14 protein-coding genes are annotated in these 14491 nt (G+C 59.4%); 10 read left to right on the forward strand and 4 right to left on the reverse strand.

The genetic code is table 11. From position 1 onward, the window contains the following. The first annotated feature begins 219 nt into the window (after positions 1 to 219). Genes HBJ59_RS26135 through HBJ59_RS26145 form a run of 3 tightly spaced genes read left to right on the forward strand, consistent with a single transcriptional unit; the run spans position 220 to position 2850 of the window. Positions 220 to 1659, forward strand: a complete 1440-nt coding sequence (locus HBJ59_RS26135; protein WP_076014038.1) for a cytochrome ubiquinol oxidase subunit I — start codon at positions 220 to 222, stop codon at positions 1657 to 1659. A 3-nt stretch (positions 1660 to 1662) separates the two neighbouring features. Then, positions 1663 to 2670, forward strand: a complete 1008-nt coding sequence (gene cydB / locus HBJ59_RS26140) for a cytochrome d ubiquinol oxidase subunit II (RefSeq protein ID WP_008432810.1) — start codon at positions 1663 to 1665, stop codon at positions 2668 to 2670. 12 nt (positions 2671 to 2682) lie between these two features. Further along, a complete protein-coding gene (locus HBJ59_RS26145) occupies positions 2683 to 2850 on the forward strand; it encodes a DUF2474 domain-containing protein (protein ID WP_003215809.1) in 168 nt (55 codons plus the stop codon). A 41-nt stretch (positions 2851 to 2891) separates the two neighbouring features. Here the strand turns inward: HBJ59_RS26145 and HBJ59_RS26150 are convergent, their stop codons facing one another. Together HBJ59_RS26150 and HBJ59_RS26155 are read right to left on the reverse strand one after the other, a co-directional pair. After that, positions 2892 to 4016 carry a methyltransferase gene (locus tag HBJ59_RS26150; protein WP_167665270.1) on the reverse strand — a complete coding sequence of 375 codons (1125 nt, stop codon included), beginning with the start codon at positions 4014 to 4016 and terminating at the stop codon, positions 2892 to 2894. A gap of 128 nt (positions 4017 to 4144) precedes the next feature. After that, a complete protein-coding gene (locus HBJ59_RS26155; RefSeq protein WP_167665229.1) occupies positions 4145 to 4855 on the reverse strand; it encodes a LuxR family transcriptional regulator in 711 nt (236 codons plus the stop codon). A 438-nt stretch (positions 4856 to 5293) separates the two neighbouring features. Between HBJ59_RS26155 and HBJ59_RS26160 the strand changes: the two genes are divergently transcribed. After that, a complete protein-coding gene (locus tag HBJ59_RS26160; protein WP_167665230.1) occupies positions 5294 to 6070 on the forward strand; it encodes a ferredoxin--NADP reductase in 777 nt (258 codons plus the stop codon). A gap of 42 nt (positions 6071 to 6112) precedes the next feature. Here the strand turns inward: HBJ59_RS26160 and mscL are convergent, their stop codons facing one another. Beyond that, positions 6113 to 6529, reverse strand: coding sequence for a large-conductance mechanosensitive channel protein MscL (gene mscL / locus HBJ59_RS26165; protein WP_003215816.1), 417 nt, complete (start codon positions 6527 to 6529; stop codon positions 6113 to 6115). Positions 6530 to 6815: 286 nt separating this feature from the next. Here mscL and katB point away from each other — a divergent pair, with 286 nt between their 5' ends. The 3 genes from katB to radA are packed head-to-tail and all read left to right on the forward strand — an operon-like array spanning position 6816 to position 10353. Continuing rightward, complete coding sequence (katB, locus tag HBJ59_RS26170; protein ID WP_167665231.1) at positions 6816 to 8357, forward strand: catalase KatB; 1542 nt, start codon at positions 6816 to 6818, stop codon at positions 8355 to 8357. Between the two features lie 53 nt (positions 8358 to 8410). Beyond that, positions 8411 to 8950, forward strand: coding sequence for an ankyrin repeat domain-containing protein (locus HBJ59_RS26175; RefSeq protein WP_167665232.1), 540 nt, complete (start codon positions 8411 to 8413; stop codon positions 8948 to 8950). 35 nt (positions 8951 to 8985) lie between these two features. Then, positions 8986 to 10353 (forward strand): DNA repair protein RadA, encoded by a 1368-nt coding sequence (radA, locus tag HBJ59_RS26180; RefSeq protein ID WP_003215821.1) that lies wholly within the window; start codon positions 8986 to 8988, stop codon positions 10351 to 10353. 115 nt (positions 10354 to 10468) lie between these two features. Here the strand turns inward: radA and HBJ59_RS26185 are convergent, their stop codons facing one another. Then, complete coding sequence (locus tag HBJ59_RS26185; protein ID WP_167665233.1) at positions 10469 to 10837, reverse strand: PilZ domain-containing protein; 369 nt, start codon at positions 10835 to 10837, stop codon at positions 10469 to 10471. Positions 10838 to 11010: 173 nt separating this feature from the next. On the opposite strand from HBJ59_RS26185, the gene HBJ59_RS26190 reads away from it, so the two are divergent. The 3 genes from HBJ59_RS26190 to yjiA all read left to right on the forward strand — a co-directional run bounded on the left by HBJ59_RS26190 (position 11011) and on the right by yjiA (position 14397). Further along, positions 11011 to 13077 (forward strand): carbon starvation CstA family protein, encoded by a 2067-nt coding sequence (locus HBJ59_RS26190; RefSeq protein WP_167665234.1) that lies wholly within the window; start codon positions 11011 to 11013, stop codon positions 13075 to 13077. Positions 13078 to 13092: 15 nt separating this feature from the next. Next, positions 13093 to 13290 (forward strand): YbdD/YjiX family protein, encoded by a 198-nt coding sequence (locus HBJ59_RS26195; protein WP_003176208.1) that lies wholly within the window; start codon positions 13093 to 13095, stop codon positions 13288 to 13290. A gap of 147 nt (positions 13291 to 13437) precedes the next feature. Next, on the forward strand, positions 13438 to 14397 hold the full coding sequence (yjiA, locus tag HBJ59_RS26200) for a GTPase (protein ID WP_167665235.1): 960 nt from the start codon (positions 13438 to 13440) through the stop codon (positions 14395 to 14397). Positions 14398 to 14491 lie beyond the last annotated feature (94 nt).

The following is a 14491-nucleotide window of genomic DNA, read 5'->3' on the forward strand; positions in this document are numbered from 1 at the left end:
GACCACGCCTTGCTCTCGCGAAAATGGGACTACTCTTTCAGCAATGCTTGATCCAGATCAAAACCTTCGCCGGGATTGCTCTGGCGGCCGCAAGGCCAGAATCCCTGCGTGGTTGGTTATAAAAAGAAACGAATTTGAATTCGCCACACTCCATATCCGTGGGGGCAGTGGGTGCAGGCCTCCAGCCAGCATTCTGTATTACCTGACAGAGGAAGACTTATGTTCGGTTTGGAGGCGCTAGATCTCGCCCGAATTCAATTCGCGTTCACCATCTCATTCCATATCCTGTTCCCGGCCATCACCATCGGCCTGGCCAGTTACCTTGCGGTGCTGGAAGGCCTGTGGCTCAAGACCAACAACGACACCTACCGTGACCTCTACCATTTCTGGTCGAAGATCTTTGCCGTCAACTTCGGCATGGGCGTGGTCTCCGGTCTGGTCATGGCCTATCAGTTCGGCACCAACTGGAGCCGCTTCTCGGACTTCGCCGGTGCCGTCACGGGGCCGTTGCTGACCTATGAAGTGCTCACGGCATTCTTCCTTGAAGCCGGCTTCCTGGGGGTCATGCTGTTTGGCTGGAACAAGGTCGGACGCAAGCTGCACTTCTTCGCCACGGTGATGGTGGCCGTCGGCACGCTGATCTCGACTTTCTGGATTCTCGCCTCCAACAGCTGGATGCAGACGCCACAGGGTTTTGAAATCATTGATGGCCGGGTGATTCCTACCGACTGGCTGGCCGTGATTTTCAACCCGTCGTTCCCCTACCGCCTGATGCACATGGCCACGGCTGCCTTCGTCGCGACCGCGTTCTTCGTCGGTTCTTCGGCGGCCTGGCACTTGCTGCGCGGCAAGGACAACCCGGCGATCCGCACCATGCTGTCGATGGCGATGTGGATGGCGCTGATTGTCGCGCCGATCCAGGCGGTCATCGGTGACTTCCATGGCCTGAATACCCTCAAGCATCAGCCGGCGAAGATCGCCGCGATTGAAGGCCACTGGGAGAATATCGGCGACGAGCCCACGCCGTTGATCCTGTTCGGCTGGCCGGACATGAAAGCTGAAAAAACCAAGTTCGCGGTGGAAATCCCGTACCTCGGCAGCCTGATCCTGACTCACTCCCTGGACAAGCAGGTGCCGGCCCTCAAGGACTTTCCGCCTGAGGATCGTCCGAATTCGACCATCGTGTTCTGGTCGTTCCGGGTCATGGTGGGCCTGGGCTTCCTGATGATTTTCACCGGCCTGTTCAGCCTCTGGCTGCGCCGTGGCGACAAGATGTACACGTCCAAGCCGTTCCTGTACCTGGCGCTGTGGATGGGCCCGTCCGGCCTGATCGCGATTCTCGCCGGTTGGTTCACCACCGAAATCGGCCGGCAGCCGTGGGTGGTCTACGGGCTGATGCGCACGGCGGATGCTTCGTCCAACCACAGCTTTGCGCAGATGAGCATCACGTTGGTGTTGTTTGTGGTGGTGTATTTCGCGCTGTTCGGCGCGGGCCTGGGCTACATGATGCGCCTGGTGCGCAAAGGGCCTGTGACCCACGAAAGCACCGAGCCTACTCACGGTGGCCCTGGGCAGAAACGCACACCGGCGCGTCCGTTGTCGGCGGCTGATGACAGTGCCGATGCCGATCACGGCGACACCTTGAACAAGGGGAACTGAGCCATGGGTATTGATCTTCCGCTGATCTGGGCCGTGATCATCATCTTCGGCATCATGATGTACGTGGTCATGGACGGCTTCGACCTGGGGATCGGCATTCTCTTCCCGTTCATCCCGGGCAAGACTGACCGTGACGTGATGATGAACACCGTCGCCCCCGTGTGGGACGGCAACGAAACCTGGCTGGTACTCGGCGGCGCGGCGTTGTTTGGCGCCTTCCCGCTGGCTTATTCGGTGGTGCTCTCGGCGCTGTACCTGCCGCTGATGCTGATGCTGATCGGGCTGATCTTTCGCGGCGTGGCGTTTGAATTCCGCTTCAAGGCCAAGGACGACAAGCGTCACCTGTGGGACAAGGCCTTCATCGGCGGCTCGCTGGCGGCGACGTTCTTCCAGGGCGTGGCGCTGGGGGCGTTCATCGATGGTATCCCGGTGGTCGACCGCCAGTTTGCCGGCGGTTCACTGGATTGGCTGACGCCGTTCACGATGTTCTGCGGGGTGGCCTTGATCGTGGCGTATGCGCTGCTGGGTTGCACCTGGCTGATCATGAAGACGGAAGGCAGCTTGCAGGAGAAAATGCACAACCTCGCGCGGCCCCTGGCATTCGTGGTGCTGGCGGTGATCGGTATCGTCAGCCTGTGGACGCCGCTGGCTCATCCGGAAATCGCCTCGCGCTGGTTCACCCTGCCGAATCTGTTCTGGTTCCTGCCGGTGCCGATCCTGGTGCTGGTGACCATGTACGGCCTGATTCGCGCCGTGGCCCGGAATGCGCACTACACGCCGTTCCTGCTGACGCTGGTGCTGATCTTCCTCGGCTACAGCGGTCTGGGGATCAGCCTGTGGCCGAATATCATCCCGCCATCGGTATCGATCTGGGACGCCGCCGCGCCGCCGCAAAGCCAGGGCTTCATGCTGGTGGGCACCTTGTTCATCATCCCGTTCATCCTGGGCTACACCTTCTGGAGCTACTACGTGTTCCGCGGCAAGGTCACCCACGAAGACGGTTATCACTAGGAGGATTGACTCATGTCCGGCAAACCTTCGTTGCACGACATCGAACAGGCCGAGAAAAAGCCGCTCTGGCAACGCCTGGGCTGGCTGGCGATGATCTGGACCGGCAGCGTCCTGGCCCTGTTCGTGGTGGCCAGCCTGATGCGCATGTTCATGAATGCCGCGGGCCTGACCACCCACTGACATCCCGTTGTAAATATTGCCCTCCTTTATGGAGGGCTTTTTTATTTGCGCGCCTTGAGAATCACGAACTTCGGCGTGGCCGCCACTTGCTCGACACCGCGGAACAAACGCGCCAGCTTGCTGTGATAACCCAAGTGGCGGTTGCCGACGATATACAGGGCGCCGCCCACTACCAGCGCTTCCCGTGCCTGCTGGAACATGCGCCAGGCGAGGAAATCACCCACCACTTGCTGCTGGTGGAACGGCGGATTGCACAGCACCACGTCTAGTGATTGCGGCTCCTGATCGGCCAGGCCGTCGCCGGGGCGAATCAGCACGTCGCGCTCGCCCAGGGCCGCGCGCCAGTTCTCGGCGGCCGATTGCACCGCCATATAGGACTCATCCACCAGCGTGTACTGCGCCTCGGGGTTTTGCAGCGCGCTGGCAATCGCCAACACACCGTTGCCGCATCCCAGGTCTGCCACGTGGGCGCTGCCCAGGTTTTGTGGCAAGTGCGGCAGGAAGGCCCGGGTGCCGATGTCCAGGCCTTCGCGGCAGAACACGTTGGCGTGGTTGAGCAGTTCGATGGCCGGGGTGTCCAGGCTGTAGCGCGTCGGGTAGGGCGATACTGCGTGCGGCCGGTCGGCCAGGGTGGCGATCAGCAGGCGGGCCTTCTTGACCGCAAGAGAGGCGTGCATCGGCCCGATAAAGCGCTCCAGCAATTCACCGGCGGCGCGAGGCAAGTGCTTGATCATCGCCCCAGCAATGACCTCGGCGCCAGGTGCCAGCTGGCCTTGCAGGCGAATCAGTTGTTCTTCGAGCAGGGCCAGAGTCTTCGGCACGCGGATCAGTACGCGGTCGAACGGCCCGGCTGGGGTCTGGCTGGCGGGCAGGAACGTTACCGCGTCGAAGGTCTTGCCGTTGCGCGCCAGGTTCTTCTCCAGGCCCAGGGCACCGAGGAACGAGTCACCACTGGATGTCAACTGCACACGCCCTTCGAGGCTGGCTGCCAGGGCGCCGAAACTGTCGTTGAGCACCAGTACGCGGGTCGCCGGCGTCAGCTGTTGTTCCGCCAGGTAGCTGAGCAAGTACTCATCGGCTGCATCAAACGCTTGCAGCGGGTCGTTGTGCTGTTCTGGCTGACGGATCAGGTCGAGTTGGGCGAAGGGGCTGTCGAGCAGGGGCATGGCAGGGGAGACTCTGGGTAAGCGAACCATCGGGGTGAACGGCGACAGGAGGCTCATCAGGCACTCGCGTCATCACCGGGAACTGGTCGCAAATGTTACGTTTTTTTCCCCTGGATTACATTCGGTGTTTAAAACAACCCGCATTTCACTGCCGTGATCACTGCGGCAATCTTGTTACTGACCCCCAGTTTCTTCATTGCACTGCTGATATGGAAACCGACCGTGCGTTCGGAAAGGCACAGGATGGTGGCGATGTCGGAGGCGGTCTTGCCCATGGCCGACCATTGCAGGATTTCGGTTTCCCGCGGGGTCAATTTACTGGGGGCTTGCGGGCTAGGAGCGTCAGCATACTTTTTTGCGACGACCGCATGCATCGCGTGGCAAATCCAGAGTACTTGCCCGGCTTTTTCATAGAGTTCTTCAGGTCCCACAGGGACGGAGGTACGGGCCAAGGTCAGCATGCTGAAAACACCCTGGAAGTCATGGATCGACTGTGTCCATCCGAAATTCAGGCCGTGGGTTTGGGCATGAACCCATAAGTCCGGTACCGAGGAAAAGATTTTCTCTTCCCAGACGATGGGTAGAACCGAGCGTTTGCAGTGTGCAACAACAGGATCCAGATCAAAGTAGTGTTGTTGTTTGTACAGCGTATTCCACTCATTTGAATAGTTGTTGAGGTTGACGGTTTTCGTTTGGTTGTTGGGTAGATGAGAATTAAGGGTGAATGCGCAGTATTGGAAGCCAAGCTCGTAGGTAAGGTTGAGGGCGGCTTCGTACATACTGGTTATTTCGCTTTCGCCTTCGAGTTTGGGAACGCGAGTGTTGTGCCAGTTGATCATCGGTAACGCTCCATGTGCACGGTTTTTTCATGGGGTACTTCCAGTCCCCCCCGGTTACGACATGAAAAATTAGTGTAGGACAACGGCTACAGTTCGAAATGAAAATTCTGTTATTTTCGGCTGTGCTTTTAGTCAAAGAGTAGCTGTACAAATTAAAATCGGTGTACAAGTTTCCGAGCGCGATAAAGGTTTTTCCATTTTTTTGAAGGGCTTGCTGTGAGTGTTACTTGTTAATATTTAGTTGCATTTCATCATCTAGCGTCTTGTCGAAGTGCGGCTAATAGCCAAATGTTTAGTACCGTCCAGCGTTTGCCGATTTGTGCTTGTGGAAAAATCGTTGGCCAAGACCTCTGCGCAGCGGCAATGCCAGCACAAACCATCGGTGTTTCCAGGCGCTGCTTTGAGGGACACTAGGGGCCTCTGCAAATGGAGTTTCCCATGACGGCCAGTGCTGAAAAATACACCCGCCAGACCCTGCTCGACGTGCAATCGCTGACCCCCAGCCTGTTTACCCTGCGCACTACCCGAGACCCGGGCTTTCGCTTTCGCGCCGGGCAATTCGTGCGCCTGGGGGTGACCAAGGCCGATGGCAGCATTGTGTGGCGTGCTTATTCGGTGGTGTCCTCGCCCTTTGATGAGTACCTGGATTTCTTCTCCATCGTGGTACCAGGTGGCGAGTTCACCAGTGAGCTGAGTCGCCTGCGGGAGGGCGATACCTTGCTGGTGGAGCGCCAGGCCACGGGCTTTTTGACCCTGGACCGGTTTGTGGATGGTCGTGATCTGTGGCTGTTGGGCACCGGGACCGGTATTGCACCGTTTCTGTCGATCCTGCAGGACTTCGAGGTGTGGGAGAAATTCGAGCGGATTATCCTCGTCTATAGTGCCCGCGAAGCAACGGAGCTGGCTTACCAGTCGTTGATCCATGAGCTGGGCGAACGAGAGTACCTGGCAGAGCACGCCCACAAGCTCACTTACATTCCGATTGTCACCCGTGAGCAACATCCGGGCGCGTTGAACGGTCGGATTACTACCCTGATCGAGAATGGCGAGTTGGAGCGCGCCGCAGGTGTGGAGCTGACCCCTGAGCATTCCAGAGTGATGATTTGCGGTAACCCGCAGATGATCGACGACACGCGTCAGCTGCTGAAACAGCGTGACATGCAACTGAGCCTGACCCGCCGCCCGGGGCAGGTCGCGGTAGAAAACTATTGGTAAAACAAAGGCGCCCTGCAGGCGCCTTTACTTTATTTGCCGAGCTTACTCGGGCTTGCTGTTCTGTGCCTTGAGCAGATCGCGGATCTCCCCCAGCAGCACTTCTTCCTTGGTCGGAACCGGCGGCAGGCTAGGCGCCACGGCCTCTTCACGCTTCAGGCGGTTGATGGCCTTCACACCCATGAAGATCGCAAACGCGACGATCACAAAGTCGATCACGCTCTGGATGAACTTGCCGTACGCCAGCACCACGGCAGGCGCATCGCCCTGGGCGGCTTTGAGCGTTACGGCCAGGTCGCCGAAGTCGACGCCCCCGATCAACAGGCCGATGGGTGGCATCACTACGTCGCCTACAAAGGAGGAAACGATTTTGCCGAAGGCGGCACCGATGATAATACCGACGGCCATGTCGACCACATTACCTTTGACCGCGAAGGCCTTGAACTCACTTAACACGCCCATAGGTTATTCCTTGTTACAGATGAGGAGGTAGAAGCCAGTGTAAGACAGTGTGGCGAGGCTTGCTCGACACAACTGCTAACAGTGTCCGTTTTTATCGACACATTAAATCGCAAATAGTTTGCAAAGTGCCACCAATCGCGCGCGGAATACCCGCTATTTCATGGGGTTACCACACTATTTTTTTAATCGGGTTGGTACGGCTTTTCTATTTATCTTCTGACTCGCAGGTCACTAGCCTCTGGAAAGCACAACTCAATGTGCACTAAAAAAACCAGAGGAAACCTCGATGAAAAACCCTATTAGCCGCGGGCCTATTTCTGCGCGACGGGTGTTGCTCGTAGTGAGCGCCAGTCTTCTTTCGCTGTCCGTACACGCCGCCAACCTCACGCGCGACAATGGCGCGGCGGTCGGTGACAATCAGAACTCGCAAACCGCCGGTGCGAATGGCCCGGTCCTGTTGCAAGACGTGCAACTGATCCAGAAATTGCAGCGCTTTGATCGCGAGCGGATTCCGGAGCGTGTTGTGCACGCTCGCGGCACCGGTGCCCACGGTACCTTCACCGTCACCGACAACCTCAGCGACCTGACCAAGGCCAAGGTATTTGCCGCCGGTGAAGCCTCGCCGGTATTTGTGCGTTTTTCTGCGGTCGTTCACGGCAACCATTCGCCGGAAACCCTGCGTGACCCCCGCGGCTTTGCTACCAAGTTCTACACCGCTGAAGGCAACTGGGACCTGGTAGGTAATAACTTCCCGACGTTCTTCATTCGCGATGCGATCAAGTTCCCGGATATGGTTCACGCCTTTAAACCAGACCCGCGCACTAACCTTGATGACGATTCCCGTCGCTTTGACTTCTTCTCCCATGTTCCAGAGTCGACTCGTACACTGACCGAGTTGTATTCGGACTCTGGCACTCCTGCCAGCTACCGGGAAATGGACGGTAACGGTGTACATGCCTACAAGTTGATTAATGCCAAGGGCGAAGTGCACTACGTCAAGTTCCACTGGAAGAGCCTGCAAGGCATCAAGAACCTTGACCCTAAACAAGTAGCTGAAGTACAGGGCCGTGACTACAGCCATATGACCAACGATTTGGTCACGCACATTAACAAGGGCGACTTCCCCAAGTGGGACCTGTATGTGCAAGTGCTGAAACCTGAAGAGCTGGCCAAGTTTGATTTCGACCCATTGGACGCCACCAAGATCTGGCCAAACGTGCCTGAGCGCAAAGTCGGGCAGATGGTGCTGAACCGCAACCCGGCCAACGTCTTCCAGGAAACCGAGCAAGTGGCCATGGCCCCGGCCAACCTGGTGCCGGGCATCGAGCCGTCGGAAGACCGCCTGCTGCAAGGCCGGGTGTTCTCCTACGCCGATACGCAAATGTACCGCCTGGGGCCAAACGCCCTGCAACTGCCGATCAACGCACCCCGGGTGACCGTCAACAACGGTAACCAGGACGGCGCGATGAACTTCGGCAAGACCACCACCGGCGTGAACTACCAGCCAAGCCGCCTGCTGCCACGGGAAGAGCCGCAAACCGCGCGTTACAGCCAGTCGGCCCTGTCGGGCAGTACCCAGCAGGCGAAGATCCAGCGTGAGCAGAACTTCAAGCAGGCCGGCGACCTGTACCGCTCGTTCAACAAGAAAGAACGCCAGGACTTGATCGACAACTTCGGCGGCTCCCTGGCCACCACCGATGACGAGAGCAAGCACATCATCCTGTCGTTCCTCTATAAAGCTGATCCGGAGTACGGCACTGGCGTGACCAAAGTTGCCAAGGGCGACCTGGCCCGCGTCAAGGCGCTGGCTGAAAAGCTGACTGACTGATTGGCCCCCGTCGGCGCCCGCATGGGCGTCGACACCTGGCAGGAGAAAACCCCATGCGTATCTACATCGCTTTATTCACAGCCTTGCTGGCTTTTACCGCGCATGCCGAGTCACCCGACCCGCAAGCGGTGAAGACACAACTACAGGATTACTACTTCGACGCCGCCCGTCGTGGCGACGTGGAAATGCTCAACACCTTTATCGACTCCGGCTATTCGCTGAACACCCAGGATGAAAAAGGCTACACGGCACTGATTCTCGCCGCTTATCATGGCGAAAGTGCCTACGTGGACCGGTTGCTCGCAGCCGGCGCCGATGCCTGCGTGCAGGACAAACGCGGCAACACCGCCTTGATGGGGGCGATCTTCAAGGGTGAGCTGAAAATCGCCCAGCGCCTGCTCGCCACCGACTGCAACCCCGACCAACGCAACGGCGCCGGACAAACGGCGGCCATGTACGCCGGGCTGTTCAACCGCGTGGAACTGCTCGACGAACTGAAAGCCAAGGGCGCCGACCTCAACGCCGAAGACCCGATCGGTAACAGTGCTTCGCGTTTGGCCAGTGGTGAAATCCGTACCCCGGCGCCGCGCTGAGCTATCATCGCGGTTTTTCGGTTGGAGGTTCTCAAATGGCAAAGGCCAAGCGCATGTATGGCTGCACGGAGTGCGGCGCGACCTTTCCCAAATGGGCCGGGCAGTGCACGGAATGCGGTGCGTGGAACACCCTGACCGAAACCATGATCGAGAGCGGCGGCGCCGTGGCCCCCAGCGGTCGGTCCGGCTGGACCGGGCAACAAACCCAGATCAAGACCCTGGCCGAAGTCAGCGTCGAAGAAATCCCGCGTTTCTCCACCGCTTCCGGTGAACTGGACCGGGTGCTGGGCGGCGGCCTGGTGGACGGCTCTGTGGTGCTGATTGGCGGTGACCCGGGCATCGGTAAATCCACGATCTTGCTGCAAACCCTGTGCAGCATCGCCAGCCGCATGCCGGCGCTGTATGTCACCGGCGAAGAATCCCAGCAGCAGGTGGCCATGCGTGCGCGCCGCCTGGGCTTGCCCCAGGACCAACTGCGGGTGATGACCGAAACCTGCATCGAAAGCATCATCGCCACCGCGCGCCTGGAAAAGCCCAAGGTGATGGTGATCGACTCGATCCAGACGATTTTCACCGAACAACTGCAATCGGCGCCGGGTGGCGTGTCCCAGGTGCGGGAAAGTGCCGCGCTGCTGGTGCGCTATGCGAAACAGAGCGGCACGGCGATTTTCCTGGTGGGCCACGTGACCAAAGAAGGCGCACTGGCCGGCCCACGGGTGCTGGAACACATGGTCGACACCGTGCTGTATTTCGAAGGCGAGTCCGACGGCCGCTTGCGCTTGCTGCGGGCGGTGAAGAACCGGTTTGGCGCGGTCAACGAGCTGGGTGTGTTCGCCATGACTGACCGCGGCTTGAAAGAAGTCTCCAACCCGTCGGCGATTTTTCTCACCCGCGCCCAAGAAGAAGTCCCGGGCAGTGTGGTGATGGCAACGTGGGAAGGCACCCGCCCGATGCTGGTGGAAGTGCAGGCGCTGGTGGACGACAGCCACTTGGCCAACCCGCGCCGCGTCACCCTGGGCCTGGACCAGAACCGCCTGGCGATGTTGCTGGCGGTATTGCACCGACACGGCGGCATTCCCACCCATGACCAGGACGTGTTCCTCAACGTGGTGGGCGGGGTCAAGGTGCTGGAAACCGCGTCCGACCTGGCGTTGATGGCGGCGGTGATGTCCAGCCTGCGCAACCGGCCGTTGCCCCACGACTTGCTGGTGTTCGGCGAGGTGGGGTTGTCGGGTGAAGTGCGCCCGGTGCCCAGCGGTCAGGAGCGCCTGAAGGAAGCAGCCAAGCACGGCTTCAAGCGCGCCATCGTGCCCAAGGGCAATGCGCCGAAAGAAATGCCACCGGGGCTGCAAGTGATTGGGGTGACGCGCCTGGAGCAGGCGCTGGATGCCCTGTTCGAATAGTCGCTAGCCACCCATCACCCCTGTGGGAGCCGGGCTTGCCCGCGATGGTGGTGTATCAGCTAATTGATATGCAAACTGACACACCGCCATCGCAGGCAAGCCAGCTCCCACATGTTCAGGTCTCCAGCAAGGCGGCGAATTCCCGCTCCAGCTCTGCCTGATCCCCCAGATTCAACTCGATTATCCGCCGCAGGTGGCTGATCGAGTCGAGGTCGATGTGCTCGCACACAAAACCGAGCTGCCCATGATCGTCATGGGTCAGCCGCACCTGCATCTTCACCTCGGTCTCGGCGTCCAGATGAATGTCCACGTCGAACGATTCGTAGCGATGGCCTTGCCAGTCCTGCGGCCGTTGCACCAGCAATCCCTTGAGTGACAAATCCACCAATTGCACCGGCCAGACATGGCCGTCTTGCGTGAGCTCGGTCTTGGCATCGAAGGCAATGCGTCGAAAACGGCGACGGTCTGAAGGCTGTTCGCTCATGGTGAAACCCTCTGTGGATAAAAGAATTGTAGCCGTGCGCCATCATGGGACGGTTTTTTCTGCTTTTTTCGCCCCGGCAAGGCTCTAGACCAACGTAGGGGGGTGGCCTTTAAGGCCAGTAGCGCTAAACTCGGGATGGCTGTCTTTCTGTCCACCCTGGCTGGAATATAAAAATGAAAAATAATAATAGCCTGCTACGCCATCTACCCTGGCTGCTGCTGGCAATCGTAGGAGCGTGCGCCCTGGGCGTAGTGGCCTTGCGCCGCGGCGAGGCGATCAACGCCTTGTGGATTGTGGTCGCGGCAGTGGCCATTTATCTGGTTGCTTACCGTTACTACAGTCTGTTCATCGCTAACCATGTGATGCAGCTCGATCCACTGCGGGCTACCCCCGCCGTGGTCAACAACGATGGTCTGGACTATGTGCCGACCAACAAACACATTCTTTTCGGTCACCACTTCGCGGCAATCGCCGGCGCCGGGCCTTTGGTCGGCCCGGTACTGGCAGCGCAGATGGGCTATCTGCCCGGCACCTTGTGGCTGATAGCCGGTGTGGTGCTGGCGGGCGCGGTGCAGGATTTCATGATCCTGTTCCTCTCCACCCGTCGCAACGGCCGTTCCCTGGGGGACATGGTCCGCGAAGAAATGGGCCGCATTCCCGGGACCATCGCGCTGTTTGGCTGCTTCCTGATCATGATCATCATCCTCGCGGTGCTGGCGCTGATCGTGGTCAAGGCCCTGGCCGAAAGCCCGTGGGGCATCTTCACGGTGATGGCGACCATCCCGATCGCGATGTTCATGGGCATCTACATGCGCTACATCCGCCCGGGCCGTATCGGCGAAATCTCGATTGTCGGCGTGCTGTTGCTGCTGGGCTCGATCTGGCTGGGCGGGCAGATTGCCGCTGACCCGGTGTGGGCCAAGGCGTTCAGCTTCACCGGGATCCAGATCACCTGGATGCTGGTGGGTTATGGCTTTGTCGCCGCCGTGTTGCCGGTGTGGCTGATCCTCGCGCCACGTGACTACCTGTCTACTTTCCTGAAAATCGGCACCATCATCGCCCTGGCGATTGGCATCCTGGTGACCATGCCCGACCTGAAAATGCCGGCGCTGACCCAGTTCATCGATGGCACCGGCCCAGTGTGGAAGGGCGGTCTGTTCCCGTTCCTGTTCATCACCATTGCCTGTGGCGCGGTCTCGGGTTTCCACGCACTGATCTCCTCGGGCACCACGCCCAAGTTGCTGGCCAATGAAGGGCACGCCCGTTACATCGGTTACGGCGGCATGTTGATGGAGTCGTTCGTGGCCATCATGGCGATGGTTGCCGCTTCGGTGATCGAGCCAGGCGTGTACTTCGCCATGAACAGCCCGGCCGCCATTGTCGGCGCTGACGTGGTGACCGTTGCGCAAACTGTCAGCAGCTGGGGTTTTGCGATTACCCCGGAAGCGTTGCAGGCGGTGGCGCATGACATCGGTGAAACCACCATCCTGGCCCGTGCCGGTGGTGCGCCGACCCTGGCGGTCGGTATCGCGCAGATCTTGCACAGCGTCCTGCCGGGTGAAAACACCATGGCGTTCTGGTACCACTTTGCGATCCTGTTCGAAGCGCTGTTCATCCTGACCGCAGTCGACGCCGGTACCCGTGCCGGTCGCTTCATGCTTCAGGATTTGCTCGGTTCCTTCGTGCCGGCGCTCAAGCGTACCGAGTCCTGGACCGCCAACCTGATCGCTACCGCAGGTTGTGTGGCGATGTGGGGTTACCTGTTGTACCAAGGCGTGATCGACCCACTGGGCGGCATCAACACCTTGTGGCCGCTGTTCGGTATCTCCAACCAGATGCTGGCCGGTATCGCGCTGATGCTCGCTACCGTTGTGCTGATCAAAATGAAACGCCAACGCTACATCTGGGTGACCATGCTGCCGGCTGTCTGGCTGCTGATCTGCACCGTGACCGCAGGCTTCATCAAGCTGTTCGACGCCAACCCGGCGATCGGCTTCCTGTCCCTGGCCAAGAAATACAGCGACGCCCTGGCCGGCGGCCAGATCCTCGCACCGGCCAAGAGCATCGACCAGATGCAACACGTGATCTGGAACGCCTACACCAACGCAACGCTGACGGCGCTGTTCCTGTTCGTGGTCTTCAGCATCCTGTTCTATGCGCTCAAAGTCGGCATTGCCGCCTGGGGCAAAAAGGAACGTACGGATAAAGAAGCGCCATACCAGGCCATCCCGGACGCTTGATAGAGGATTGCAATCATGTTCAATGACATCAGTCGCCTCGGTAAATACCTCGGTCAGGCCGCGCGCCTGATGGTCGGCATGCCCGACTACGACACTTACGTCGAGCATATGCAAACCAAGCACCCCGACAAGCCGATGATGGACTACAAGGCGTTCTTCCGGGAGCGCCAGGAAGCCCGTTACGGCGGCAAGGGTGGGCCCAAGTGCTGTTGAGTCGTTAGGTCCCTTGTAGGAGCGAGCTTGCTCGCGAAAAACGTCAAGACACCGCGTTCTTCCTGAATGCACGCGGTGTCCTTGGGTTCTTCGCGAGCAAGCTCGCTCCTACAATTGTTTTTGCGTTCCTATTTCAAGGAGAATTCTTTGTCCTCTCCCATCCCCGTTACCATCCTCAGCGGCTTTCTTGGCGCGGGTAAAACCACGCTGCTGCGCCACCTGCTCAAGGCCGAGCACGGCTTGAAAATCGCCGTGATCGAAAACGAATTCAGCGACGCCGGTATCGACACCCAACTGCTGGGCAGCGAGCCGGTGCAAGTCATGACCCTGTCCAATGGCTGCGTGTGCTGCACCATCCACACCGACCTGACCAAGGCCCTGTACCTGCTGCTGGAACGCCTGGACAGCGGCGAAATCGCCTTCGACCGCCTGGTGATCGAGTGCACCGGCCTGGCCGATCCTGCCCCGGTGGCCCAGACCTTTTTCATCGATGAAGAACTGCGCGAGCGCTACATCCTCGACGGCATCATCACCCTGGTGGACGCGGCCCACGCCGAGCACCACCTGACCCAGACCATCGCCCAGGCGCAGATCGGTTTTGCCGACCGCCTGCTGGTGAGCAAGCGCGACCTGGTGGACGACGCCACCTTCGACGCCCTCAGCGAGCGCCTGACCCGCATCAACCGCCGCGCACCGATTCGCGTGGTGGAGCACGGCAAGATCGACCTCGCCGAACTGCTGGATGTGCGTGGATTCAACCTCAACGCGGGCATGACCTTGCGCCCGGTAAGCCAGGCGCCGTCCATCGACCGTATCTCCAGCCTGGTGCTGCGCACCGACCAGCCGCTGGATATCGACAAACTCAGCGAGTTCATGAACGAGCTGCTGGAAGAGCACGGCAAGCAATTGCTGCGTTACAAAGGCGTGCTGAACATTGCCGGGGAAGACCGGCGGATGGTGTTCCAGGGCGTGCTGAAGCTCTACGGGTTCGATTGGGACACCGAATGGGCCGAAGGCGAGGCGCGGGAAAGCGTGATTGTGTTTATTGCCGACGAGTTGCCGGAAGAGAAGATTCGCGAAGGCTTTGCGCGGGTTTACCAATCCTGACTTGAAACGCAGTCAAAATGTGGGAGCGGGCTTGCTCGCGAAAGCGGTGTGTCACTCAGCACTTGCATCAACTGACACACCGCTTTCGCGAGCA

Origin of the sequence: Pseudomonas sp. AN3A02, from assembly GCF_011765255.1 — a bacterium.
Lineage (GTDB): Bacteria > Pseudomonadota > Gammaproteobacteria > Pseudomonadales > Pseudomonadaceae > Aquipseudomonas.

What these genes read in the sequence shown, in the direction of transcription:
- HBJ59_RS26135 (WP_076014038.1), top strand. Translation starts at nt 220, where the DNA reads ATGTTCGGTTTGGAGGCGCTAGATCTCGCCCGAATTCAATTCGCGTTC.
- cydB (WP_008432810.1), top strand. Translation starts at nt 1,663, where the DNA reads ATGGGTATTGATCTTCCGCTGATCTGGGCCGTGATCATCATCTTCGGC.
- HBJ59_RS26145 (WP_003215809.1), top strand. Translation starts at nt 2,683, where the DNA reads ATGTCCGGCAAACCTTCGTTGCACGACATCGAACAGGCCGAGAAAAAG.
- HBJ59_RS26150 (WP_167665270.1), bottom strand. Translation starts at nt 4,016, where the DNA reads ATGCCCCTGCTCGACAGCCCCTTCGCCCAACTCGACCTGATCCGTCAG.
- HBJ59_RS26155 (WP_167665229.1), bottom strand. Translation starts at nt 4,855, where the DNA reads ATGATCAACTGGCACAACACTCGCGTTCCCAAACTCGAAGGCGAAAGC.
- HBJ59_RS26160 (WP_167665230.1), top strand. Translation starts at nt 5,294, where the DNA reads ATGACGGCCAGTGCTGAAAAATACACCCGCCAGACCCTGCTCGACGTG.
- mscL (WP_003215816.1), bottom strand. Translation starts at nt 6,529, where the DNA reads ATGGGCGTGTTAAGTGAGTTCAAGGCCTTCGCGGTCAAAGGTAATGTG.
- katB (WP_167665231.1), top strand. Translation starts at nt 6,816, where the DNA reads ATGAAAAACCCTATTAGCCGCGGGCCTATTTCTGCGCGACGGGTGTTG.
- HBJ59_RS26175 (WP_167665232.1), top strand. Translation starts at nt 8,411, where the DNA reads ATGCGTATCTACATCGCTTTATTCACAGCCTTGCTGGCTTTTACCGCG.
- radA (WP_003215821.1), top strand. Translation starts at nt 8,986, where the DNA reads ATGGCAAAGGCCAAGCGCATGTATGGCTGCACGGAGTGCGGCGCGACC.
- HBJ59_RS26185 (WP_167665233.1), bottom strand. Translation starts at nt 10,837, where the DNA reads ATGAGCGAACAGCCTTCAGACCGTCGCCGTTTTCGACGCATTGCCTTC.
- HBJ59_RS26190 (WP_167665234.1), top strand. Translation starts at nt 11,011, where the DNA reads ATGAAAAATAATAATAGCCTGCTACGCCATCTACCCTGGCTGCTGCTG.
- HBJ59_RS26195 (WP_003176208.1), top strand. Translation starts at nt 13,093, where the DNA reads ATGTTCAATGACATCAGTCGCCTCGGTAAATACCTCGGTCAGGCCGCG.